The following is a 20,580-nucleotide window of genomic DNA, read 5'->3' as shown; positions in this document are numbered from 1 at the left end:
CTGTCAATGAAGGTCCTGATTGTGGATGATGAAAGGCATGTACGTCACGCCATTCGGATGCTTGTACATTGGGAAGCTTACGGTGTGACCGAGGTGATCGAGGCTGAATCAGGCGATCAGGCGATTGAGGTCATTACCGCATTTTCCCCACCCGTGGTACTCACGGATATGCGAATGCCTGGTAGAGATGGAGTAGCCTTGATGGAGTGGATTCAAGCCAATTCTCCAGCTACCAGAGTCGTGGTGGTCAGCGGCTATGATGATTTTGAATTGGTTCGGCAGGCCATTCGCCGGGGAGGCATGGACTATATCCTTAAGCCCGTAGATCCGGTAGAGATCAATGAGGCGCTCAGTAAAGCCACTCAAGCTTGGCGGACAGCGGAGCAAGACCGGAACAGGCAGACCATGCAGGCTATGGAGGTCAACCGGATGAGGCCGCACTATGCTGATAAACTCCTGACCGAACTCATTTCCGGTACGGCGCTATCCATCACTCCCTTACGTGAGGAGCTACGTCTTCCCACAGCTATTCAGATCTGTAATGCAGCAGTGATGAGTACCACTCAACTGGATGCCGATATACTGGACAAATATAAAACGCGCCGCGCGCTTCTAGGCTTTTCCCTCATTAACATTTGCAACGAATTTCTGGGTACTTCTCAAACCGGAATTGCATTCCGTCATCTGGAGCGTACGGACGAAATTATTCTGCTGTATTGGGCCGAGCCGGCTCGTTGGCCAGTGCTCTTGCAGGAGATTCACACAGGGATTAGAACGGCGCTGCGCTGCTATATGCACATCGGGGTTGGTTCTTTCGGAACCTTTCCGATGGGGGCAGCCACAGCCTACCAAGAAGCACGGCAAGCGCTCTGGAAACGGGATATGTTGCAGGCCACCGACTGGATACATGAGAGTTCTCCGGCCCGGCAGACCGTTCGTCTTCCCCAGTTGTCTGAAATGGAAGAGGAACTACGGCTTAGTGCGCTCAGCTGTAATGCCAGTCGCGTATCTACAGCGGTAGGCGACTGGGTGGCAGCCGTAGCCGTGCTGCCTTCGGTTACAGCAGAGCAGCTCGCTGGCTGGAATCAAGAGCTGGATTGGATGCTGGCTCGCTGGCTGAATGACAGACCTGGAGATGCCGAAGGCGAGGAGCTGACAGATGAGTCCAACTCCATACCTGCCCTGCCAGTCGACAACCGTGGGGTGCTTTCCCTACCTTTATGGAAAAAACAGATCGAAAATCGATTGCTGGCAGCCGGTCAGGCACTTACGCCAAGCCATAGCCCAAACAACCCGACGATCCGTGATATTGCCCGCTATCTGGATGCTCACTATGACGAGGATATTTCCCTACAGGATATAGCGAGCCGCTTTTACCTCAGCCGGGAATACATTTCTCGTAAATTCAAGCAGGAGTACGGGGTTAATCTGTCCGATTATTTGTGCCAGATCCGGATGAGCAAGGCAAAGCTGTTACTGCTGAATGACAAGCTGCGCCTTCACCATATTGCCGGTATGGTCGGATATCAGGATGAGAAATACTTTGGCAAGGTGTTCAAAAAACTTGAGGGAGTTACGCCTGGCGAATTCAGAAGGCGTCATTCTGCAAATCCTCAGCCGTTATCGCATATAACACATGATCTTCCCACACACCATTAATCTTCAAATAGTTGAGAGCCAGCCCCTCGCGGCGAAATCCCGCCTTTTCCATCACTCGATGGGAAGGCGAATTTCTTGGCATGACTCCAGCTTGAATACGGTGTAATTCCAACTCATTCAGGGCGTAGCGGACAATATCCTGCACTGCGGAGGTAGCATAGCCTTGTCCATGATATGCAGGATCTACGAAGTAGCCCAGATTGGCATTTTGGAAGGGACCTCTAGCGACACCAGACAGCTCCATTCTGCCGATCAGCTTATCATTTTTCGGTAAAAAAAGTCCAAACGTATATCCCTGTCCGGCTTGTGCAGCTTCCAAGCCGTTGGAAATCAGACGCACCTGTTCTTCCAGGGTAAAGTAATGTTCAGGTCGTTCTGGCTCGAATGGTTTGAAAAACTCAAAATGTTGGCGTCTAATTTCTAATAAACGTTCTGCATCCTTTACTTGTAAAAGCCGAATCTGTAGACCTGGATGGGTGGACTTCATCGAAATCACACCATTCGTTTCATGGGACATTATCATTACCTTCTCTCTGTGTTATTCCTACGTAATTGTAATTCACAGTCACGAGACAAGAAAATACCCCAGGCGCATAAAAGCAGCCTAGGGTATTATTATTTAAAATTTAGTCCGTAACAGGCATCCAGCCAGGAATAGTCGTCAGCGCACCCCACAAGTAGTCAGGAATGACCAGCTCCTGCTGGGCTTGCTTGGACAATGTCGTGCGAATGGTATCCTCTGTACCGTTCTGCACTTTCTGAACCCATTGCGGCTCCATCAGCAACGGACGTCCCAGTGAAACAAGCGGTACACCTGTCTCCAGTGCTGCAAGCGCCTCGTCTGGTGTATTCAGGGAACCCACTCCCATGACTGGTACACGGTTCCCAACCTTCTCATGAATCAGAACCGTACGTGAACGTTCGTCACTACGGTCGCGGAACGAACCGCCGAAGAAATGATTTACGGAAATGTGCAGGTAATCCAGCCCTTCATCCGCCAGACGGTCTACAAGCACCATCGTATCATCCAGCGTGATGCCTGGCGTGTGTCCTTCCTCAGGAGACAAGCGGTATCCGAAGATAAATGGACGCTTCGCATGCTCTGTGATTACTTTCTTCACTTCGTGAACAATTGCCAGCGGAAAGGTCAAGCGTTTCTCAAGACTTCCTCCCCATTCATCGGTACGAATGTTGGAATGCGGAGAGAAGAATTGCTGCACCAGGTAACCGTTCGCTCCGTGAAGCTCTACACCATCATAGCCTGCTTCAATCGCGCGGCGAGTTGCTTCGCCATAGGCGCGGATGACGCGGTGGATATCGTCAGATGTCATTTCACGCGGCACAGGTGCGCCTTCTTTTTCCTCAGCTACTGCGCTTGCACTGATCGGTTGTCCGTCTGGAATCTGATCCGGTGGGCACAGGCGACCACCATGATAAATTTGCAGAATCGCTTTCGCGCCCTCCTGATGAATCGTATCCGCCAGACGACGCAGGCTAGGAATCATTTCATCCTTGTCCGCACCAAACTCATTAACAAATCCTTTGCCATCTGGAGTTACATACACACAAGCGGTAATAACCGCGCCCACACCACCGGAGCGTTCACGGTAGTATGCCAGTTCCTGGTCACTGACTTCGCCATTTTCGTGGGAAGCAAAGTTAGTCATAGGAGCCATCGTAATGCGGTTCTTCAATGTAACACCGGATGGCAGGGTATAAGCTTCAAATAAAGGATTATATTTCGGGTTCATTCGTTCTCTCTCCTTCAGTTTAAGTCAGATCAGATCATATAGGGCTATTGAGCATGAAACGAATACGAATTCAATGTCATTTTCCTTCCATGACGAAGCCTCTTTGCTGTTGCTTACTTAAATACAGTGGTTATAATAACCACAGTATAATGATCCGCCCCTATAAAGTCAAATCCAACCTTTTTGACCTCCCTTAAACTGTCCGAAAAGTCCGAAATTTAGCCACTTTACATCAGCTATTGACAGTCGCTTATTTGCTTCCGGCTATGCTATCTTTCTCCTCCCGGCGTGAAAACCAGGTCGCGAGCAACGAGCCGGAAATATTATGCCACACGCTAAAAATCGCACTCGGTACAGCAGCAATCGGATTAAAATGAGCCGCTGCCAGCGCAGCGCCCAGCCCGGAATTCTGCATTCCTGTTTCCAGCGTAACGGCTTTACGCTTGGAAAGATCCATGCCGAATAGCTTGGCAAACCAATATCCGAGCAGAAAGCCGATACCGTTATGCAAAATAACCACAGCAAAAATAATCGGACCTGTCTCCAAAATCTTGCCTCTGCTGCCTGCAACCACAATAGCCACGATAAGTACAATCGCCATGGTTGAAATGAGCGGCAGCGCCTTGACACTGGCTTCCGCTTGTCTGCGGAATAGCGATTTGACGATTACACCCAGCACAATAGGGACAATAACCACGATGAGAATATCCATGATCAGCGACTTCGCATCAATATTCATCCAGCGTCCGGCAAGCAGACTAATCATCGCTGGGGTTGCCAGTGGAGCAACCAGCGTCGACACTGAAGCGATCGATACGCCAAGCGCCACGTCTCCTTTGGATAAGAGCGTCATTACGTTGGATGCAGTTCCACTTGGACAACAGCCGACCAAAATGACACCCACCGCAATATCCGGTGGAAGCTGCAATACTAATGCCAATACAAAGGCGAGAAACGGCATGATCAGATAGTGCCCTACCACTCCTATAGCCACATCCACTGGACGCCGGAACACTTCACGAAAGTCGGCCGCAGATAAAGTCAGCCCCATCCCGAACATGACAATGCCCAGAAATAACTGTATGTATCCTTTCAACCCTGTAAACGCCGTAGGAAAGAAAAATCCCAAACATGCAAATAAAAGCACCCAGATGGAAAAGGTCCCACCTACAAATTTTCCTACTTTCTCTAATCCTCTCATTCTACTGATCCCCTTACTTCTATATAAGCTGATTTAAGAAAATGCACATCGGAAGCATCTTCTGGCTGCATAGTTGGCACGCCATGTGAACTCTTCCTTCAGCTTATATAGTGCTTAAAATTTTTACCATTGTACTACATATGAATGCATATACATACAACTTTTTATGATTTTATTGGGATCAAGAAACTTTTCCCCGTTCGGACATATTTGAAAGCAAAGTGGGTATATTCATAGTAGAAGATAGTGACCAGTCGGTCATTTTGAACATCATTTGTTGAGGAGGAGTTATTCCTATGTCACGAAGCCATCCGTATAAATGGTGGAATATTATTGCATTCATCGCTGTCGTTCTCGTTAATATTTTGGCTTCTACACTTCCTATTGGCGGAAGAAGCACCGCTGCTGTATCCAACATGTATCCTACCTTAATTACGCCAGCAGGTTACGCTTTTTCCATCTGGTCGGTCATCTACGTGCTACTCGCCTGTTTTGCCGTGTACCAAGCTACATCAACAGGGCAAGCCAAGACAAGCGTTCAATCTATCGGTATTTTCTTTATTTTGAGCTGTCTCTTCAACATCATCTGGATTTTCCTATGGCAGTATGTATACGTAGAACTGTGCGTGATCGTCATTATTTTATACTTGCTCTCCCTATTCGTCGTATATACACGTACTCGTACACCGCAGCCAACTCGCGGAGAAATGTGGTTCGTCAAGCTTCCTTTCAGTCTGAATCTCGGTTGGGTATCTGTGGCTACCATCATCAACATTGCAGTAGCATTGGAAAAGAATGAATGGAGTGGCTGGGGTCTCAGCGATACGATATGCGCGATCATCATCCTGTTTATTGGCACCGTATTGGCCATCTTGGTCAGCTTTCCTTATCGTGACAGCATCTACCCACTTGTATTTGTATGGGCCTATGTCGCCATCGCCATCGAGCATCCACACAATGAAAATGTACGGCTGGCTGCATGGATCTTGTCGGCAATCATCCTGGTGTACGCGCTATGGCTATTCTTTGCCCGTAATCGAGACCGGGATTAAAGGAAACGAATATCATCTCCTAGCAACAAGCACAAGCGAGCATGGGTCTGAATCATTTTAGCCCAAGCTCGCTTGCTTTGTTTTTTCTAAAATATGATCAGGCATAGACTTTAATCAAATCTAAAAGCTTGCTTGTCGATTGATCCGTATTAATTTTCTCCATATTGTGAATGTAATCCAACCTTTTTTCATACAAACGAAGAATCATATCGACAAAGCGTTCAGATTCCAGCTCTTCTTCTTCTAAAAATTCACACAAGCCTTGTGCTTTAAATGATTTTGCATTTAGAATCTGATCCCCCCTGCTGACTGCCTTTGAAAGAGGTATCAACAGCATAGGCTTACGCAACGTCAAGAATTCAAAAATGGAATTTGAACCTGCCCTGGAAACAACCATATCTGCCATCGCCATTACATCCGCCAGTTCATCGTTTATGTATTCAAATTGCTGATAACCATTCGTACGAATAGAATCATTCACTTGGTTCTTACCACAAATATGCACGATTTGAAATTGAGCGAGCAAAGCCTCTAAATTCAGCCAAACCAGCTCATTGATCTTCTTGGAGCCTAAACTCCCACCCATGATGAGCATGATGGGCTTATTTCGAGTAAAACCGCAGTAGGCTAACCCTTTGGCCGCCTTCCCCTCTTTTAGCTCATCTCTCACAACAGCACCAATATATCGGGTATTCCTAGAGCGAAAATATTCAGTTGTTTCAGGAAAAGTAGTACAAATTTCGGTAGCAAACATGCTGGAAATTTTATTCGCTAATCCAGGGGTAAGATCGGATTCGTGGATGATGACGGGGACTCTGTTCAACCACCCAGCCAATACCACAGGAACGGAAACAAACCCGCCTTTTGAAAAAATAATATTTGGTTTTTCTTTCTTTATAATTCGGTATGCTTGAGAAACGCCCTTTAGCACTTTAAAAGGGTCCTTAACATTATTCCAGTCAAAATATCTGCGTAATTTCCCGGTTGCGACACTAAAATAACACACGTCTTCTAATCCAGAGATCAGTTTTCTTTCAATCCCTTGTTCAGAGCCTATGTATTGGACACTCCAATGCTGTTCCAATAAGTGAGGAATCAAAGCCAGGTTTACTGCTACATGTCCTGAAGAGCCTCCACCAGTGAACATTATTTTTTTATTCATCATCTCCACCTCCACTTGTATATAAAAGAACAGCACTCATTACATTCAAAACAACCGGATGCCACTATAGTAGTGACACCCGGTTCCATGCAAACTATTTATTATATGAACGAACCCTGGTAACTTATTCGCCCTTCAATGCAATGACTTCAATCTCCACCAGTGCGTCCTTAGGCAGACGAGCTACCTCCACCGCACTCCGTGCTGGGTATGGTTGCTCGAAGAAGGAACTGTACACCTCATTGACACTGACAAAATCGTTCATGTCCTTCAGGAATACAGTCGCTTTCACAACCTGGTTCATGTTGCTGCCTGCCGCTTCCAGAATGGCCTGTACATTGCTCAAGGACAGGCGAGCCTGCTCCTGTACATCCTTGCCGAACTCACCTGTTGCCGGATTCAGCCCAAGCTGTCCTGAGGTGTAAATAAACCCGCCTGCCTCTACCGCTTGGCTATAGGGCCCGATCGCGCCGGGGGCTTTTTCAGTAGCAATTGTTTTTTTCATAGGGGTTGGATTCTCCTTCCTGATACTGGTTCACCGTATTATAGCATGTGAAGTCCAAAGCCACTATTCCGTGCGACGGTTTGACACGTTAGGTTTCTCTAAAGAACCTTATTGCGATGGTGCTACATAATTTTATTTCCGCTGTAACCTTTAGCGCCCATGTATCATCTAATTCTTGTAACCTGCTACACAATAGATTGTACAAATTCAAATACAGGTACAATTACATTGATCATAGCTAGTATAGACGGGAAAGGAGCACCATCCTTTGAATCTCGAAACAAACGTATACCAAGCAAGGCACGGGGATCGCAAGGCGTTCGTCGCCTTGATGAAACAGATGGAATCCGATATGTATGGCATGGCGCGTTCCATTCTTCGCAGCAATGAGGATTGCGCGGACGCAATACAAGAAGCGATGCTCAAAGCATACAAGTCTCTGGGTGAGCTGCGTGAACCTCGCTATTTTAAAACATGGCTGCTTCGTATTCTCATTAATGAATGCCATCTCATGATCCGCAAGCAAAAACGGGTTGTACCCGTCGCGGAATTTATAAAGGAACCGTCCACCTCGGGCGGATACGAAAAAATCGAGCTGCGCGAGGCCATCGACCACTTGGAGGAATCCATGCGAACCGTGATTTCCCTGCACTATTTGCGTGATATGCCGATCAGGGAAATCTCAGAGCTACTGGACCTATCAGAGGGTGCCGTCAAAACACGATTGCACCGTGCTCGCAGAACATTAATGGATCTGCTACAAAATCGCGGAGAAAGGAAGGTGACCTTTCAATGAATCCTTCAGAGTATGAGAATCAGGAACAAAAGCTGGATGAGAAATTACAATTGGAAAAAGAAAACTTGGAAGCAGATATGGCAGACATCCCTGATTTGGTAAGGCAACGCCTAGACGCATTTTATGCACAAATGGAATCAGATTCTGACCTGCTACCCGACCGTTCATCCTCTCATCGACCCGTTAAAAGGTTTCTTCGGAGAACTGCAATTACCGCTGCTTCTGCAGCGCTCGTTGGCGTTATGATCATTGGCAGCGCCTATGTTTCGCCTACAATGGCGGAATCATTGAAACAGGTCCCCCTTGTCGATAGCGTGTTCAAGCTCGCTGGGGATCTGGGGCTGCAAACCGCTGATCAGAAAGGATTGGTAACTTCATCGAATCTCAGCGTTACCCATGGCGGTATTACATTGGAAGTACCTCAAATCATATTTGACGGGACACGCTTGGTCGTAGCGTTGGAAAAAAGCGGTGGGGATTCACAACATGAACCCCTGTATCCCACTACCAATACGCAAGGGCAGGAAGAGGATATAGTGGAGAAAATAGACCTGTTCATCAATGGGACGTCGGTCGACAGCAACAGTAGCGCCTTTAATCTCATGTATGGTCGTCCGGGCAAAGACAATAATTCTATGCTGATTGCGTATATGCGTGACCCTGCCAGTGGTAAAGCCGCCTTACCAGATCAGTTTGAGCTAGAGGTATATGCAAAGTTAAAAGGTGTATTCGAGCCGTTCCGCATACAAACCACGGTTCACAAAACTAAAATAAATAACAAGATACTTCAGCCGCAAATGAGCAAATCTAATCCTTATCTTGCATTTACGGTAGAAAAGTTAGAAATGACCCCTATCACGACCAAGATTACAACATCGTTCAAAATGCTGACCGATATTGCACATATGCCGGATGAGTACACCGTGGAACGAGAGTACAATAACATGAAGAATGGACACACGATCCAGTACACCAAAAAGGAATTGGATATACTCGATTATGCTGTATTCGACGAGCAGGGAAGAGAACTTCAATTGCTGAGCGGTTCTGGAGTTCCCCATACCCAAGAACGTGACAGCAAAATGATCACACTGTTTACTCCTTTTGTGGACACTCCCCAGAAGATCATTTTCAAGCCATATATCTTGCCAACCCAATCAGGAGGTAGCGCCCTACTCGATGCTAAAGGTAACTGGACACGCCATTACATCGATGAATTAGAAATTACGATCGATGTGCCGCAAAATACAAACCACCCATAAAACACGAATAACGCCGCTGCTGTCCGAATGATCGGGCAACAGCGGCGTTATTATCATTTCTAATCCTAAGCGTGGTTTTAGACATTGTCATCAGGAGTCGTTCCTGTACCAGGTTCCTCATCATCGGAGGTTAGTTCTGCACCGATGACCCGAATGATGTCATTCGGATAAATATGTACACCGCTCGCCTGCGCGAGAGCAATTCGTACCATAGCTCGTGCGATGAACGAAGCGGGAATGGCGCGATAGGAAGCGAACCTGCCCGTCATTAGGCCATCTAGCGCTTTCATGACAATCGTGGCAGCGGCCTCGCCAAATCGTCGTTCAGATCTCGCTCCCAAAATGAGCGACGGACGGAACAAATGCAGTGCAGGCAATCCGATCGCGGCAAGCGCCTCTTCAGCCTCACCCTTGGTACGGTTATAAAACACACGTGAATCCGGATCAGCGCCCATCGCAGAGATCGCAAGCATTTGTACTGCTCCAGCCTCTTTACCCAACTGAGCTGTCAGAACCGGATAGTCCAGATCCACCTGTCGAAACTGCTCCTTGGAGCCAGCCTTTTTCATCGTTGTCCCAAGGCAGCAAAACACATCATCCACCCCTTCGAGGGCGAAGGCCGACTTCTGTGGTTGTTCCCAGTCGATGAGCGCCTGCTCTAGCTTGGGATGCTTGATGTCCAATGGACGCCTGCCCAAAACCATGACGCGGGTGTATTCTTTTTGCACCAGTAGCTCCCGTACAACATAACCCCCGACAAGCCCTGTGCCACCCACAACGACCGCTTTACGTTCCATGATATACCTCCTAACGCTCCTTGTCCCATGATTGCGATCAGGTTAATTTAAACGGCTGTTCGTCCGCCTCCTTGCTGTCGGACGGACACATAGGCAGGTACAGGGAAAAAGTACTTCCCTTGCCCTCTTCACTCTCCAGACGGATAAATCCGCCCAACAAACGGGAAAAATCACGGCTAATGGACAACCCCAGCCCAGTTCCACCATATTTACGATTAATCGAACCGTTCGCCTGCTGGAATGCCTCAAAAATAACATGCTGCTGAAGCTTGGATATACCGATGCCTGTATCTTTTACAGCAAATACAACCCAATCTCCCTCCTGACCCTTTCGATCCAGATGCTGTGTGCTGATTTCCAGTAATACACGCCCTTCATGAGTAAACTTAAAGGCATTGGACAATAGATTACGTAAAATTTGCTGTACTCGTTTGGAATCGGATCGGATTTCATCCGGTACATGTTCATGCACGTTCAGGCTGAATTCCAGGTTTTTATCCTTCGCTGTGACATCAAAATGCATCATCATCCCCTGCGCAATTTCACGCACACTGACTGGCTCACTTACGATTTCCATGTGTCCAGCCTCGACCTTGGATAAGTCCAGAATGTCATTAATCAGTTGGAGCAAATCATGGCCCGAGGCATAAATTAGATCACTGTACTGGTATAGCTCGTCCTCATTCAGCTCTTTTCCCTGCTCATTGATAATCTGTGCCAGGTTAATGATGCTGTTAAGAGGTGTACGTAACTCATGCGACATCGTTGCCATAAAATCCGATTTATACTGGGAAGCCATCATCAACTGCTTGGCGCGTTCCTCTAAAATAATCTTTGCCTTTTGCAGCTGATCACGCTGCTCTGACAACAACTCATTCGCCTGCTGAATCTGATAGTTTCGCTGCTGCTCCATCTGAAAATCACGTAATATCAGTGCAAATAAAAAGCTGAGGATAACGGCGATAGGCAGTGTAAGAGGAACGACCTCTGCTACATAATAGCGCCAGGGAATGACGCCCAGGAAGGCAATATTTAACGTATTTACAATATTAACCGCTAAAATGGTTACAGATGCCTTAATAATCAAGCGCCAAGTGGAGCGGCGCATCCAGTAGTTCAAACCGGCGCATAATACGCCCAAAATGCTCATATTCAGAAAACCGACCCACGCCGCCATATTCAGGCCGAAAGTAAATCTCGTAAGACCGATTGCTACCCCAATAATAATCAGCGTGTAGGAACGGGGATACACCAATGCTGCGATAATGAGCGGAACAAAACGCAGATCGAAAATAACCGTTTCATTGAAATTAAAGCCAAAGCAAGAACTGACCCATCCGCCAAATACCACCAGCAACACTGAGCTGACATATTTGAACCGCGTAGACGTACGACTCAAGCCATATTTATAAATCACGTTCGCCACATAGGCAACGGCAATCAGCATCCCCAAATTCATTATAAACATCGTTGAAAATTGCATGGATTCACACTCCCATTGCGCGAGAAATTGGATGCCAGGCCTATGCTAGCCGATTTTGCCTTACTCGTACATCATAACATGAAGCCCCATCTTTCGACATATCCAAGAGGCTTGCGTGTGTGTATAAAAAAAGCGAACCGCAACGGCTCGCCCTAGTGGGAGTATCTATAGAGTCAGCTTGGAATGCCTTTGTTCCGGCGCCACTCCTTGACAAATAATTCGGCAAAGTAAGGATCCCACTGGGTTCCTTTACCCTCTTCCAATATCATAACCGCCTTCTCTTCCTTCATACCTTTCCGATAGGGACGATCCGACGTCATCGCATCATAGGCATCTGCTACGGCTATGATGCGCCCAAATAGTGGGATGTCTTCCCCGGAGAGCTGGTCAGGGTATCCCTTGCCATCATAACGCTCATGGTGCGAGCGCACGCCGGGCAGATAAGGGGCCATAGCATAAGCCGGCTCCACTTGCCGAAGAATACTCTCCCCCATAACCGGGTGCATCTTAATCTGGTCAAACTCCTCGTCCGTCAGCTTGCCATCCTTAAACAACACAGCGTCAGCCACACCGATTTTACCGATATCATGCAGCAAGGCTGTTTTACGCAGCAAGTCAAGATCCGTCTCGCCCAAGCCGCCCTTTCTCCCAATGAGTACAGAGTATTCAGCCACGCGCAACGAATGTCCTGCGGTATAGGCATCCCGCGCATCCAACGCTGCAGCCAAAGTGGCAAAGTAACTGTCTAATAGCTGACCGTTTTTTTCCTCTCGTTCCTTCAGGCCCTCGATCATCATGTTAAATCCTTCGACCAGCTCCGCAAATTCGTCCGAATACAAGTCGCTGGCGTTACTGTTCAGGCGGCCTTCCTTCACTTCATTCATTTTTTCCAACAAGTGATGGATCGGCTGTTCGATCTCACGGGTTAGCAGCCTGCCTCCCAAATAAGCAAAGGCTACACCAGATATTAAAATCGTACCCGCCCATGCCCAATAGGAGCCGGAATCCGCCGCCTCCAAACGTTCCAGCCGAATCTGCGTAGCTAAACAAAACAGAAATAGAGGAAAAGCACCAATTAACGTTGCACTTAACTGAAATTTATGCCGAAGTGACAGCAAAACTCGACCTCGCAGGGACAGGTTCAATCCATATTGCTGATAGGTTCGATCCCGAATCTCCTCCAGCAGCGGTTTGATTGCTCTCATGGTCAGAAAAAATTCAACCAGTGCATGCATGGAAGCGACCAGACAAGCTCCTATACAGGCGATTCCTACATAATAAAAGGGAAAGGTAAGTTGTCCAGTATGTATCATCCATAGTGCAATGACGGCTGCCGGGATAGAGAAGCCTAGCAAATGCGGTCCGACAATACGTAAAACTGACAAATTAGGCAGATGATGAACCCGGATATACACCGCTTCTACATCCTTGAGTGTCTCCTGATTGCCTTGGAAAAAACGATGAACGGGTCTTAAGTGCATTCGAAACACTATGGTTTCACAGACAATCATAATGACGCTGGAAAATGCAACAATTTTGACAAGACCCAAAAGCTCATAGTGGGCTACATTTAACGTGGAAAATACAAAAATCATACATACCAGTAGTACAGCAATAAATGAACCTATAATATAGTTCAGGATAACATGCTGAATAAAGCGCTTATAGATCGGCAAAATGCTACCCCTCTTTTCATCCGTACGCTCATAAAATATCTTTGTATTCAATATCGGAGTCCAGCCGTCAAAAGTTAACCTTCTTCCATGAGCAATTTGCATGAATTCTAGGAAAATAACACTAGCGAGCGGTCCGCATCGGATTGCGGCTTTCGCAGGGCACCTTGGTCTGGCAAAGTCCGCAACCGGCACCCGATTCAGCCTCACCGCCGTTTAACACTGCCCACTTTCGAGATTCCTCGCCGTACACAAATTTCATGCAGGCGATTTTGTCATGACCGCCTTCCTTGCTGATGGCCTGCACAGGACAGCGGGTAATGCACACACCGCAAATGCCTTTGCTGCACAGCAGACAGTTACCGGTATGGCTCAGGTTCGAGGATACTCTGACATCAGGCGGCACCTGCAGATCCGTTACTACAGACAGCAGGCGGATGGCAATTCCTTTTTCGGTGATGAAGCCATCGTTGATACTGAAGGTGCCGAGACCGGCTGCATACGCGATATGCCGTTCCGACCAATTAGAGACCGGACCACCTGTGGCACCGTGGATGTTGTACCAATCCGTATCCAGCGGCGCCACAGCTCGATAGCCAAGTCCAGTCAGATATCCCGCCAAATGGTGCCTTGCCGACCGCACAAAATATTCATCGCCAAAGGTCCGTAGTAGCGCCCACTCTCTGGAGGCTCTTGCTTTTTGCGCACGATTGGCCTTGCGAATCGTCTCACTGATCGGCAGCACAACACTGACAACGGTGCCTCCACCAAAACTTCCTGTGCCGAAGGTCCGTTCGAAGGCTTCCTGCGGTGTAGCATGGTCGGGGCCCACCACTCTTTTATAATCCTCAAACAAAGGATCATTGGCCTCTGCAAATTGAATAATCGGTTCCTCGTAGTAAGGGCTCTGTAATTCTTCGCAGAAATTGCCCTTGTCTTCGCTCACATAGGCCTTCATCTCGGCTGCGATAAGTTCTTTCATGTCTGGTACGGGCGTTACCATCCTATCCACATCCCTCTTCTTAAGTTATTGTGATTCTCTCGAATTCCTGGCGGATACCCGGTTACCGATGAATGGCTGCGTTACATATTTGAATCCCTATTCGTGTATATACACGAATAGGTCAGCATGACCTCCCTTATTAGGCGAAGGCTAATCACAGTCTCAATTTTTCAATTTTGGATAACAGTGCGGTCAATATCTGCAAATCGGCGCCTCCCAGTGACTCCTGTAAAAATAACTGCGCCTCCTCCCAGAGCTCTGCTGCATCGTTATATAACGCTTTTCCTCTCTCTGTTAGGATAAGGCAGCGGTTCCGGCTTCCCTCAGCGGATGTATCCTCCACATACCTACTTTGCTCCAGTGCCTTCAAATTGCGCACAAGCGTGGTTCGGTCGAGTCGCATCTCCGATGCTAATTCGCTTACGCTTACCGGTCCCAGTACCGTTAAGTGCTTGAGCAGCGAAAACTGGCTGATATTGAGTCCACTTGGAGCCAGATACTGGTCATACAGCCCTGTTACAGCCATCGAGGCACGACGCAGATTAATGCATGTGCAGACTGAGGGCGAGTTATTCTGTGATGTTTGTTTGTCTTTCCTTGAGGCAGTCATAGTTCTTGTTTCCTTCCATCTTTCGTGTAACTACACTATTTCAAAATTCGTACGCTCTGTCAGGGCAATTTATCACAGCCTCTATTCTCTGCAAATGAAAATAAGTCTAATCCATTGCAGAAAGTGCATTATTTCCAGTCTACAATCAAAAAAACCAAAAATCCCTTGTGTTTTAGAATCATTATTGTTATACTGTATTAGTATGTATTAACCCCATAGGATTCCACGCAAGAAGCTATACTCCTATCACCGCATGGAGCTTCTCCAAATTTTATGTATAACCCTAATGTAGAATTTTGAGCTTTTGCCGAAGATTTTCACATTCACACTGGCGCGGTCATCGGAGCCGCAAGGACGAAAGAGAGGTAGGGCTTTTGTCGTTTGGAAAATGAACAGAGGAATCAGACTGCCCCTTATGAACATGCTGACCATATAATACAAGGTAGCAGGGGTTAAATATATATTATGCCGTCAAACGATGAAGTTTGAGCAGGCCGTGCAGTATAGGCAAGCTGCGCAGATCCTCCGGATGATCCCCGGGGGATTTTTCATATACGGAAAACGCATCTATGAACAAAAAAGTGACCCTGCCGATACATCGACAGGGCCTATAGCTTGATCAAAAAGGGGTTAATAGGGTCATTATAGTCTTGCTTTCTTAAAACAAAATGATATGCACCTTAAAAACTCATTAATTTTCCAGCTTTATATGGCTACTAATAATTCGTCCAATATTCCATACTACCGGACTGTATCTTTTGGGTAGTATGGCGTCCAGCTTCCACTTGGGCAGGCTTGTAGCTGGAAGGACGCTCCCATCCTTCCAGTAAAACAATATGCTGGGTACCTGTGTTAGTTTCCCATGTGATATAGCGCTCTTGTTCCATATGTCGCAATGCAGCTGTAATTTCAGGGTCTCGCCTACCCGTTTTTGCTGACAATTCAGCCATTGTAGGCATATGGCGATGCTGAGCAAAATAATTATACAAAATACGTAGTAGCTTCCGTTCCAAATCCGGCAACATCGTTACCCCTCCTAAAGAACATATGTTCCCATTATAACACATAAAAATGCACCCTCCTACTGGAAGATGCATACGGGCTTGTATGCCCATGCTGAATTTAGTTTTTTTCCTTTTCCTGACGACCGATAGAGCGCAACCACCAAGAGATTCCTCCAACGCTTCCAAGCGCCAAAACCGTCAAGAAAATAATATAAAACAAATGAAATGTACGATCACTCATGGCAATCGCCTCCTTACTTTATGTATACACTTTCCAGCTAAGCCTGTAAACCTCTTTTTGATCCCACAATCACATTTTCGCCAAACATTTGACAATAGATACTTGCTTAGGATGCATCGGTGCACACTTATCAAAAATGGTTAATATCAAATAGGAGACAGATCAAGGAGGTTATCGAATATGAAGTTTCTATTGATCGTGATCATCATTGCGCTAATCGTTGTTTTGCTCATGAGAAGACGCAGATGAACGAAGACATCCTCTATGGTTAACTGAGAATACAAAAAGGGCTTTCGGTACATCACCGAAAGCCTTTGTTCATCTGAGGTTAAGGCTGAACTACGCCTTGTTCTTTTTGCTATATTTAATAAAAGCAATCACAAGCGCTATAGCAAACAATATTCCGCTGACCACCCATGTGGTCAGAAACGCCATACCCAAGCCGACATTAGCCCCCATGGTCGGGTGCTTCATAGCAGTAAACACCGAGCCCTGCATCATAAATATGGTACAGAACAAAACAACGGGTGCCAAAATAATTGTGCTTGCGGTCTTACGACTACCAGATACTGCAATCACACACAGAGCAGAAATCACCAAGATCACCCAATAGATAACTGCTTCCCAAATCGCTGAAGTGCCCACCTGTTCGACCTCTTTTCTATCCATCATATATACCTCTTCTATTGTAACAGACGTCACACAGTGAACCAAGCCATAATTTGATTAGAAAAGGGCTAAACCCTGCCGACAATGTAAATAATGTATAGTAGCAGACAAACCTACATAGAAGAAATGAAAGGAATTGATCTTATGAGAAGTGCAAGTCCTTTTGTCATTGTGAACGATGTGCAGCAGTCTGTTGACTATTACCAATCTGTTTTAGGCGGGAAAATCAAAGTACTGAACAAGCAGGACGGCAGGCTCTTACATGCCGAACTGCACTTGGGCAGCAGCCATATCCATTTTTCCGATTCCTATGGTAAACCACTGAAAGCACAGCATGTCCAAATCATTCTCGACTGTGAGAGTGAGGATGAGCTTAAACAGGCTTACCATGCACTATCCGAAAAAGGCACCATCACTGTAGAACTACAAGATACCTTCTTTGGTGCGCTACACGGCGAAGTAACGGATCATCTGAATCAAATTGGATGGGTGATGAACTATTTCAAAAGATGATTACGTTTAGCCATAACTGAATACGTCTTGTAGCCGCCATCAACGTTTCTCACCCGATATCCGGATTGGGTTAGAATTCTGGCCGCTAGATAGCCGCGTAGCCCGACTTGGCAGGATACCGCGATCTCCAGATCAAGAGGAATTTCCGACATCCGCTCTCTGATCTCGGCCAGAGGAATATGAATAGAACCTGGAATCGCTCCTCCCTGTAGCTCCATCGCATCCCGGACATCAATAACAAGACCACCATTGCGGTAAAAATCGTCAACTTCATGCCACTGTATCGTCTGGACCAGCCCATCCAGGATGTTCGAAGCTACGTAACCCGCCATATTCACTGGATCTTTAGCTGAAGAATAAGGAGGTGCATAAGCAAGCTCGATATCTGCCAGCTCACGGACGGTTAAATGGCCGCGAATCGCCGTCGCAATAACATCAATCCTTTTGTCGGCTCCGTCAGCCCCAACAGCCTGCGCTCCGTAGATCATCCCGGTCTTCGGATGAAAGAGCAGCTTCATAGAAATGGGTGACGCGCCAGGATAATAACCGGCATGTGAACCAGGATGAATATGAATAGCCTGATAAGGAACAGCCAGCCGCTGCAATGTTTTTTCATTGTTACCTGTAGAAGCTGCGGTCAATGCAAAGGTCTTAATTACGGATGTTCCGAGCGCACCATCATAGGAAATCGGCTGACCATTAATATGATCCGCTGCCAAACGCCCCTGCCGATTGGCTCCCCAGGCCAGCGATACCATCGTTGCAAACCCATGATTGCGGTCTTTGACCTGGATGGCATCACCTACCGCATAAATGGACGGATCACTGGTTTGCAGCTGTGCATTCACCTGAATAGCGCCGCGAAAACCTAGTTCCAATCCGCATTGCTTGGCCAACTCATTTTCAGGCACAACGCCAATCGCCAAAATAACCATATCCGTCTGAAGCATCTCCTCAGAGGTCAAACGTAGCCGTGTACCCTGTTCTTCAAAAGCTGCGACTCCTTCCTCTAAACGCATCTCCACCCCGTTCAGCTGCATATGCTGTTCCACCAGTTTGGCCATTTCAGGGTCAAGCGGATTCAACACTTGTTGTCCTTTATCCATAACGGTTACTGCAAGTCCACGCTCCCGCAAATTTTCAGCCATCTCCAGCCCAACAAATCCAGCACCAATTATCGTGGCATGCTTGGGTTGCCTTTCATCTACATATGCCTTAATAAGGTCGGTGTCATGAATGTTTCTTAACGTAAATACATTTGTAGCTTCATGTAGTCCGGGAATGTCTGGTATCATCGGTTTGGCTCCCGGCGACAATACCACAATATCGTACACCTGCTCATCCATCTCTCCTGTGATCATATCGCGGTAACGGACAAGCTTATGCTCGCGGTCTATTTGTATTACTTCTTTCAGCACCCGAACATCTATATTAAATCGGTCTCTAATGCCTTGAGGCGTCTGGAGAAACAGCTTCTCCCGTGCCTGGATTGTCCCCCCAATATAGTAGGGAAGACCACAGTTTGCAAAAGAAACATGCTCACCGCGTTCAAACAGAATAATCTCGTCTTCCTCATTCCATCTACGCAATCTCGCCGCAGCAGAAGCTCCACCTGCTACCCCGCCAATAATAACTATCCTCTTACCCATTTCTTCTCCTCCTCATATACCCTATGGGGTATAATATATACCTATGGGGGTATGATGTCAACAAACAAAAAAGGCAGAGGTTACCCCCCGCCTGCTCAAACCCTAAACGAAACCCGATTGGAATCACAAATCACTTGCGACTGCTGCAAAAATGCCTTATCTCACTGGGCTAACTAGCCGCCAACTACTGTTTATTACTGTTGACTGGCCGCGATTGCCTACTCCAGATCATACAAAATATCGTCTATCGCTTCGGTCCCGACAGATAAACGTAACAGCTCCGGTTTGACTCCAGCAGCCACCTGTTCTTCTGCGCTCAGCTGCTGATGGGTTGTGCTTGCCGGATGAATAATCAAAGACTTGGAATCGCCAACATTCGCCAGATGAGAAAACAGCTTTACATTCGCAATCAGCTTGCTTCCCGCCTGACTCCCGCCTTTGATACCAAAGGTCAAGATTGCCCCTTGTCCTTTTGGCAAATATTTTTGGGCCAACTCATAGGATGGATGGCTCGGCAATCCAGAGTAGCTGACCCACTCCACATCCTTGTGACTTTCGAGGTATTGCGCTACTTTCAGGGCATTCTGACTATGTCTTTCCAGCCGCAGATGCAATGTTTCCAAGCCTTGAAGCAGTAGCCATGAATTGAACGGAGAAATGGCTGCTCCCAAGTCACGCAGCAATTGCACCCGTGCCTTGATAATGTACGCGATAGGTCCCACCGCCTCGGTGTACACAACTCCATGGTAGCTTGGGTCCGGCTCAGTCAGTCCGGGGAAACGACCACTCGCTTTCCAGTCAAACTTGCCACTGTCCACGATTACCCCGCCAAGAGACGTACCGTGTCCGCCAATAAACTTGGTTGCCGAATGCACCACAATGTCCGCTCCATGTTCGATAGGGCGTAATAAATAGGGGCTTGGGAACGTGTTATCCACAATCAGCGGAATACCATATTCGTGTGCAATCGCTGCTACAGCTTCTACATCCAGCACATTTCCCTGTGGATTGCCAATCGTTTCGGCAAATATGGCCTTCGTTTTATCCGTGATGGCTTGGCGGAAATTCTCCGGATCATCCGAATCGACAAAATGCACCTTAATACCCAATTTCGGTAGTGTAGTAGAAAACAGATTATATGTACCGCCATACAGGCTGGAGGCCGATACAATTTCATCTCCAGTTCCTGCAATGTTCAGAATGGAGAAGGAAATCGCCGCCATTCCCGAAGCTGTGGCCAACGCGCCAGCTCCGCCTTCCAGTGCGGCAATTCGTTGCTCGAATACATCCGTAGTCGGATTCATCAGACGCGTATAAATGTTGCCGAATTCTTTCAGCGAGAACAAATCAGCCGCATGCTCGGCATCCCGAAATCCATATGAAGTGGTTTGGTACAACGGAACGGCGCGGGCAAAGGTATTAGGATCAATCTCTTGTCCGGCATGGACAGCGAGGGTTTCGAATGACAGCTTGCGTTCTTCTGACATGATTATTGCCTCCCTTGTTATACGTGCTGTATGAATCGTCTCTTCCTGTATGCGTAGTCTTGG

The 20,580-nt window shown here is 47.2% G+C and carries 20 protein-coding genes; 5 read left to right on the top strand and 15 right to left on the bottom strand.

Translation table 11 applies throughout. From position 1 onward, the window contains the following. Window positions 1-6 precede the first annotated feature (6 nt). Complete coding sequence (locus MMB75_RS21210) at window positions 7-1,659, top strand: response regulator (RefSeq protein ID WP_045245066.1); 1,653 nt, start codon at window positions 7-9, stop codon at window positions 1,657-1,659. Here MMB75_RS21210 and MMB75_RS21205 read toward each other — a convergent pair. The 3 genes from MMB75_RS21205 to MMB75_RS21195 form a co-directional block, all read right to left on the bottom strand. Then, window positions 1,589-2,176, bottom strand: a complete 588-nt coding sequence (locus tag MMB75_RS21205; RefSeq protein WP_016819488.1) for a GNAT family N-acetyltransferase — start codon at window positions 2,174-2,176, stop codon at window positions 1,589-1,591. The two genes, MMB75_RS21210 and MMB75_RS21205, sit on opposite strands and share 71 nt — an antisense overlap. A gap of 109 nt (window positions 2,177-2,285) precedes the next feature. Next, complete coding sequence (locus tag MMB75_RS21200; RefSeq protein WP_016819487.1) at window positions 2,286-3,410, bottom strand: NADH-dependent flavin oxidoreductase; 1,125 nt, start codon at window positions 3,408-3,410, stop codon at window positions 2,286-2,288. Between the two features lie 250 nt (window positions 3,411-3,660). Then, window positions 3,661-4,611 (bottom strand): bile acid:sodium symporter family protein, encoded by a 951-nt coding sequence (locus MMB75_RS21195; protein ID WP_044787070.1) that lies wholly within the window; start codon window positions 4,609-4,611, stop codon window positions 3,661-3,663. A 296-nt stretch (window positions 4,612-4,907) separates the two neighbouring features. Between MMB75_RS21195 and MMB75_RS21190 the strand changes: the two genes are divergently transcribed. Further along, the gene (locus MMB75_RS21190; RefSeq protein WP_045245067.1) at window positions 4,908-5,663 is read left to right on the top strand and encodes a tryptophan-rich sensory protein; all 756 of its coding nucleotides are present in this window, start codon (window positions 4,908-4,910) and stop codon (window positions 5,661-5,663) included. Between the two features lie 97 nt (window positions 5,664-5,760). Here MMB75_RS21190 and MMB75_RS21185 read toward each other — a convergent pair whose 3' ends face one another. Both MMB75_RS21185 and MMB75_RS21180 read right to left on the bottom strand, forming a co-directional pair. Beyond that, window positions 5,761-6,825 carry an undecaprenyldiphospho-muramoylpentapeptide beta-N-acetylglucosaminyltransferase gene (locus MMB75_RS21185; RefSeq protein WP_196300133.1) on the bottom strand — a complete coding sequence of 355 codons (1,065 nt, stop codon included), beginning with the start codon at window positions 6,823-6,825 and terminating at the stop codon, window positions 5,761-5,763. 124 nt (window positions 6,826-6,949) lie between these two features. After that, on the bottom strand, window positions 6,950-7,330 hold the full coding sequence (locus tag MMB75_RS21180; RefSeq protein ID WP_013308546.1) for a RidA family protein: 381 nt from the start codon (window positions 7,328-7,330) through the stop codon (window positions 6,950-6,952). A 268-nt stretch (window positions 7,331-7,598) separates the two neighbouring features. Here MMB75_RS21180 and MMB75_RS21175 point away from each other — a divergent pair, with 268 nt between their 5' ends. Together MMB75_RS21175 and MMB75_RS21170 are read left to right on the top strand one after the other, a co-directional pair. Beyond that, the gene (locus tag MMB75_RS21175) at window positions 7,599-8,126 is read left to right on the top strand and encodes a sigma-70 family RNA polymerase sigma factor (RefSeq protein ID WP_016819485.1); all 528 of its coding nucleotides are present in this window, start codon (window positions 7,599-7,601) and stop codon (window positions 8,124-8,126) included. Next, window positions 8,123-9,388: a DUF4179 domain-containing protein gene (locus tag MMB75_RS21170; protein ID WP_044787073.1), complete on the top strand. Its 1,266-nt coding sequence runs from the start codon at window positions 8,123-8,125 to the stop codon at window positions 9,386-9,388. The genes MMB75_RS21175 and MMB75_RS21170 overlap by 4 nt, the downstream gene beginning before the upstream one ends. Window positions 9,389-9,465: 77 nt before the next feature. Here MMB75_RS21170 and MMB75_RS21165 read toward each other — a convergent pair whose 3' ends face one another. The 8 genes from MMB75_RS21165 to MMB75_RS21130 form a co-directional block, all read right to left on the bottom strand. Beyond that, window positions 9,466-10,185, bottom strand: a complete 720-nt coding sequence (locus MMB75_RS21165) for an NAD(P)H-binding protein (RefSeq protein ID WP_016819483.1) — start codon at window positions 10,183-10,185, stop codon at window positions 9,466-9,468. A gap of 37 nt (window positions 10,186-10,222) precedes the next feature. Beyond that, entirely contained in the window at window positions 10,223-11,668 is a 1,446-nt protein-coding gene (locus tag MMB75_RS21160) for an ATP-binding protein (RefSeq protein ID WP_045245069.1), read from the bottom strand. Between the two features lie 173 nt (window positions 11,669-11,841). Then, window positions 11,842-13,344: an HD-GYP domain-containing protein gene (locus tag MMB75_RS21155; RefSeq protein ID WP_031462759.1), complete on the bottom strand. Its 1,503-nt coding sequence runs from the start codon at window positions 13,342-13,344 to the stop codon at window positions 11,842-11,844. Window positions 13,345-13,465: 121 nt separating this feature from the next. Further along, entirely contained in the window at window positions 13,466-14,344 is an 879-nt protein-coding gene (locus MMB75_RS21150) for a (Fe-S)-binding protein (RefSeq protein WP_052679237.1), read from the bottom strand. 154 nt (window positions 14,345-14,498) lie between these two features. After that, window positions 14,499-14,954 (bottom strand): MarR family winged helix-turn-helix transcriptional regulator, encoded by a 456-nt coding sequence (locus MMB75_RS21145; RefSeq protein WP_045245070.1) that lies wholly within the window; start codon window positions 14,952-14,954, stop codon window positions 14,499-14,501. A 716-nt stretch (window positions 14,955-15,670) separates the two neighbouring features. Next, entirely contained in the window at window positions 15,671-15,979 is a 309-nt protein-coding gene (locus MMB75_RS21140) for a LexA family transcriptional regulator (RefSeq protein WP_045245071.1), read from the bottom strand. 97 nt (window positions 15,980-16,076) lie between these two features. Then, window positions 16,077-16,199: a hypothetical protein gene (locus MMB75_RS21135; protein WP_016819476.1), complete on the bottom strand. Its 123-nt coding sequence runs from the start codon at window positions 16,197-16,199 to the stop codon at window positions 16,077-16,079. A 339-nt stretch (window positions 16,200-16,538) separates the two neighbouring features. After that, complete coding sequence (locus MMB75_RS21130) at window positions 16,539-16,871, bottom strand: hypothetical protein (RefSeq protein WP_016819475.1); 333 nt, start codon at window positions 16,869-16,871, stop codon at window positions 16,539-16,541. A 141-nt stretch (window positions 16,872-17,012) separates the two neighbouring features. Here MMB75_RS21130 and MMB75_RS21125 point away from each other — a divergent pair, with 141 nt between their 5' ends. Further along, complete coding sequence (locus MMB75_RS21125; RefSeq protein WP_016819474.1) at window positions 17,013-17,381, top strand: VOC family protein; 369 nt, start codon at window positions 17,013-17,015, stop codon at window positions 17,379-17,381. Here MMB75_RS21125 and MMB75_RS21120 read toward each other — a convergent pair. Beyond that, the gene (locus tag MMB75_RS21120) at window positions 17,366-19,030 is read right to left on the bottom strand and encodes a CoA-disulfide reductase (RefSeq protein WP_045245072.1); all 1,665 of its coding nucleotides are present in this window, start codon (window positions 19,028-19,030) and stop codon (window positions 17,366-17,368) included. The genes MMB75_RS21125 and MMB75_RS21120 overlap by 16 nt on opposite strands. 218 nt (window positions 19,031-19,248) lie before the next feature. Then, entirely contained in the window at window positions 19,249-20,517 is a 1,269-nt protein-coding gene (locus MMB75_RS21115) for a homocysteine synthase (RefSeq protein WP_277510487.1), read from the bottom strand. Window positions 20,518-20,580 lie beyond the last annotated feature (63 nt).

The sequence above is a fragment of the Paenibacillus sp. P2(2022) genome (assembly GCF_029522175.1).
Lineage (GTDB): Bacteria > Bacillota > Bacilli > Paenibacillales > Paenibacillaceae > Paenibacillus > Paenibacillus polymyxa.
This window is presented reverse-complemented; position numbering and strand designations above follow the sequence as displayed.

Excerpts from the sequence above, each read along its gene's own strand:
- MMB75_RS21135 (WP_016819476.1), bottom strand. The coding sequence starts at position 16,199 with ATGAGTGATCGTACATTTCATTTGTTTTATATTATTTTCTTGACGGTT.
- MMB75_RS21165 (WP_016819483.1), bottom strand. The coding sequence starts at position 10,185 with ATGGAACGTAAAGCGGTCGTTGTGGGTGGCACAGGGCTTGTCGGGGGT.
- MMB75_RS21190 (WP_045245067.1), top strand. The coding sequence starts at position 4,908 with ATGTCACGAAGCCATCCGTATAAATGGTGGAATATTATTGCATTCATC.
- MMB75_RS21205 (WP_016819488.1), bottom strand. The coding sequence starts at position 2,176 with ATGTCCCATGAAACGAATGGTGTGATTTCGATGAAGTCCACCCATCCA.
- MMB75_RS21185 (WP_196300133.1), bottom strand. The coding sequence starts at position 6,825 with ATGAATAAAAAAATAATGTTCACTGGTGGAGGCTCTTCAGGACATGTA.
- MMB75_RS21195 (WP_044787070.1), bottom strand. The coding sequence starts at position 4,611 with ATGAGAGGATTAGAGAAAGTAGGAAAATTTGTAGGTGGGACCTTTTCC.
- MMB75_RS21160 (WP_045245069.1), bottom strand. The coding sequence starts at position 11,668 with ATGCAATTTTCAACGATGTTTATAATGAATTTGGGGATGCTGATTGCC.
- MMB75_RS21140 (WP_045245071.1), bottom strand. The coding sequence starts at position 15,979 with ATGTTGCCGGATTTGGAACGGAAGCTACTACGTATTTTGTATAATTAT.
- MMB75_RS21170 (WP_044787073.1), top strand. The coding sequence starts at position 8,123 with ATGAATCCTTCAGAGTATGAGAATCAGGAACAAAAGCTGGATGAGAAA.
- MMB75_RS21120 (WP_045245072.1), bottom strand. The coding sequence starts at position 19,030 with ATGGGTAAGAGGATAGTTATTATTGGCGGGGTAGCAGGTGGAGCTTCT.
- MMB75_RS21115 (WP_277510487.1), bottom strand. The coding sequence starts at position 20,517 with ATGTCAGAAGAACGCAAGCTGTCATTCGAAACCCTCGCTGTCCATGCC.
- MMB75_RS21130 (WP_016819475.1), bottom strand. The coding sequence starts at position 16,871 with ATGATGGATAGAAAAGAGGTCGAACAGGTGGGCACTTCAGCGATTTGG.
- MMB75_RS21150 (WP_052679237.1), bottom strand. The coding sequence starts at position 14,344 with ATGGTAACGCCCGTACCAGACATGAAAGAACTTATCGCAGCCGAGATG.
- MMB75_RS21180 (WP_013308546.1), bottom strand. The coding sequence starts at position 7,330 with ATGAAAAAAACAATTGCTACTGAAAAAGCCCCCGGCGCGATCGGGCCC.
- MMB75_RS21145 (WP_045245070.1), bottom strand. The coding sequence starts at position 14,954 with ATGACTGCCTCAAGGAAAGACAAACAAACATCACAGAATAACTCGCCC.
- MMB75_RS21125 (WP_016819474.1), top strand. The coding sequence starts at position 17,013 with ATGAGAAGTGCAAGTCCTTTTGTCATTGTGAACGATGTGCAGCAGTCT.
- MMB75_RS21200 (WP_016819487.1), bottom strand. The coding sequence starts at position 3,410 with ATGAACCCGAAATATAATCCTTTATTTGAAGCTTATACCCTGCCATCC.
- MMB75_RS21210 (WP_045245066.1), top strand. The coding sequence starts at position 7 with ATGAAGGTCCTGATTGTGGATGATGAAAGGCATGTACGTCACGCCATT.